Below are 2,879 nucleotides of genomic sequence, written 5' to 3'. Positions count from 1 at the left end.
AAACCACTGTTTAAACACTCACCACAACCTATCTTTCGAAAATCTGCTTGTTCTTTCATTATTCACCAATCCCGGTTCCGCAGAATGTAACCTAAATCACTGCTCGCAACTCAAACCGGTTCACATTATTTGCAAAAATTTTACAAAGTAACTTTAACAATTTTTATCACGATGGCAAAAATGAAGGAAGGCTTCAATAACATAAAGCAAACTGCATTCATTTAACGGAAAAATTTAACCGGAGATCAATGCTTCAAAACAGGGATTATAAGAGATTGTTCCAGAGCAATGGATCATAAAACAGGCCGCAGGCACGGCCTGATTTATTTTGAATTTTACTTCAGCAAATCACTGATATCTTTGGCATCCCAATGCGGGAAATGTTTACGGATTAAAGCATTCAATTCAACCTCGAATGCAGTGATATCAGTTGTAGCAGTAGTCTCATTGGTAATGCCGCTAATGGCTTCAGTAATCATGCCAGCACCAATCGTGACATTGGTCAGACGGTCAATAACGATAAATGCCCCGGTGGTGCGATTGCGTTTATACGCATCAAACACAACAGGTTTATTTAATGAAAATTCACATAAACCGATTTCATTGAGTTTCAGTTCGGTCACAACATTATGCGCCAGCGTATTTACATCGATCTGATGATCAATTTGTGTCATGACGCCTGTACTGTCGGAAACGCCGACCTTGATGTTAAATTGTTTATTTGCCACCAGCGGTTGTTCTGTCATCCATACGACCATGGCTTTAAAACGACTGGATACATGTGGTTGATGATCACGATGCACGATCATATCGCCACGACTGACATCCACTTCATCCTGCAAGGTAACGGTAATTGATTCACCAGGTACCGCATGCTCCAGTTCACCATCGTAAGTGACCAACGCTTTCACTTTGCTTTCTCTGCCCGATGGCAATACTGTGATTTCATCTCCCGGCTTTAGGATTCCTGCTGATAAAGTGCCACAGTAGCCACGGAAATTCAGATTCGGCCGATTGACATATTGCACTGGAAAACGTGCGTCTTCGGTATTGGCATCTTTTCCAATTTCGATATTTTCCAGCAGCTCCATCATCGTGCTGCCCTGATACCACGGCATGTTTTCACTTCTGTTCACCACATTATCGCCATTCAAGGCAGACATCGGGACAAAATGAATATCTTCAATTTCCAGTTCACGGGCAAATTCGCTATAGGCTTTGCGAATATCGTTAAACACCTGTTCGCCGAAATCCATCAAATCCATTTTATTAATGGCAACAATAATGTGCTTAATGCCCAGTAAGGAAGCAATGAAGCTATGGCGGCGGGTTTGTGTCTGCATACCATAACGGGCATCTATCAGAATAACCGCCAACTGGCAGGTTGACGCACCGGTGGCCATATTACGGGTATATTGTTCATGTCCTGGTGTATCGGCAATGATAAATTTACGTTTGGTCGTAGAGAAATAACGATACGCTACGTCAATGGTAATGCCCTGCTCACGTTCCGCCTGCAAACCATCAACCAGCAGAGCCAGATCAACCTGATTCCCAGTTGTTCCGGATTTCACACTATCGCGCGTCACTGCTTCCAGCTGGTCTTCATAAATCATTTTGGAATCGTGTAACAATCGCCCTATCAGCGTACTTTTACCGTCATCCACATTACCGCAGGTCAGAAAACGCAGCAGTTCCTTGTTTTCGTGTTGTTTGAGATAGGCTTCGATATCGGTCGCAATCAGCGCATCAGTTTCATATGTCATGTTGAGTGCCTGGTTTAATTATCTTTACGGGTCAAGATGCCAATCAATTTGAGCATCGTCGTATTCAATTCTTTTTATTGGTTAGAAAGGAATTCACTAATCCTTTCACCAACAAAATCAGAAATAACCTTCCTGTTTCTTTTTCTCCATCGAGCCGGCTTCATCGTGATCAATCGCACGCCCCTGCCGCTCAGAGGTGGTCGTTAGCAGCATTTCCTGGATGATTTCAGGCAAGGTGTCGGCATCGGATTTCACCGCACCGGTCAGTGGATAACAGCCCAGTGTGCGGAAACGGACTTTTTCCATCCGAATTTTTTCACCTTCCGGGATACGCATACGATCGTCGTCGACCATAATGGTCAGGCCATTGTAATTGACCACCGGACGCTCGGCGGCGTAATACAGCGGTACGATCGGAATCTGTTCGAGATAGATGTATTGCCAGATATCCAGCTCTGTCCAGTTCGACAGAGGGAAAACACGAATGCTCTCACCTTTGTTGACTCTGCTGTTATAGATATTCCAGAGTTCAGGACGCTGTGCTTTAGGATCCCAACGATGATTTTTATCGCGAAACGAATATACCCGCTCTTTGGCACGAGACTTCTCTTCATCACGACGCGCACCACCAAAAGCGGCATCAAAGCCGTGTTTACTCAATGCCTGTTTCAGTGCATCCGTTTTCATGATATCTGTATAGCGAGGATGGTCGAATGGGTTGATACCCGCTTCTTTACCTTCCTGGTTGGTATGCACTATAAGGTCCAATCCCAGATCTTTTGCTCGCTGATCACGGAATCTGACCATTTCCTGAAACTTCCAGGTGGTATCAATATGCATCAACGGAAAGGGCGGCTTGCCCGGATAAAATGCTTTCATGGCCAGATGCAGCATGACCGCAGAATCCTTACCAATCGAATATAGCATGACCGGATTTTCAAACTCAGCGGCCACTTCACGCATAATATGAATACTTTCGGCTTCGAGTTGTTTTAAGTGTGTCAGTTGTTTTTCAGTCATAATTTTTCTCTGTTACTTAGCCTTTACGTGTAAGCCACATTCCTTGGTTTCAGGATTTTCCCACCACCAACGACCAGCCCGGATATCTTCGCC

2 protein-coding genes are annotated in these 2,879 nt (G+C 44.4%); both read right to left on the bottom strand.

What is annotated here, in order from left to right:
- Nucleotides 1-335: 335 nt before the first annotated feature.
- Nucleotides 336-1,766: a sulfate adenylyltransferase subunit CysN gene (gene cysN, locus B3M51_RS13560; protein WP_292759923.1), complete on the bottom strand. Its 1,431-nt coding sequence runs from the start codon at nucleotides 1,764-1,766 to the stop codon at nucleotides 336-338.
- A 117-nt stretch (nucleotides 1,767-1,883) separates the two neighbouring features.
- Nucleotides 1,884-2,786, bottom strand: a complete 903-nt coding sequence (cysD, locus tag B3M51_RS13555; RefSeq protein WP_292481579.1) for a sulfate adenylyltransferase subunit CysD — start codon at nucleotides 2,784-2,786, stop codon at nucleotides 1,884-1,886.
- Nucleotides 2,787-2,879 lie beyond the last annotated feature (93 nt).

This window comes from Methylophaga sp. UBA2689 (assembly GCA_002354555.1).
Lineage (GTDB): Bacteria > Pseudomonadota > Gammaproteobacteria > Nitrosococcales > Methylophagaceae > Methylophaga.
The sequence above is the reverse complement of the archived record's forward strand: the minus strand, read 5'-3'. Positions and strand labels throughout refer to the sequence as shown.

Bases quoted from the DNA above. Each gene is read 5' to 3' on its own strand.
- cysN (WP_292759923.1), bottom strand. From the start codon at position 1,766: ATGACATATGAAACTGATGCGCTGATTGCGACCGATATCGAAGCCTAT.
- cysD (WP_292481579.1), bottom strand. From the start codon at position 2,786: ATGACTGAAAAACAACTGACACACTTAAAACAACTCGAAGCCGAAAGT.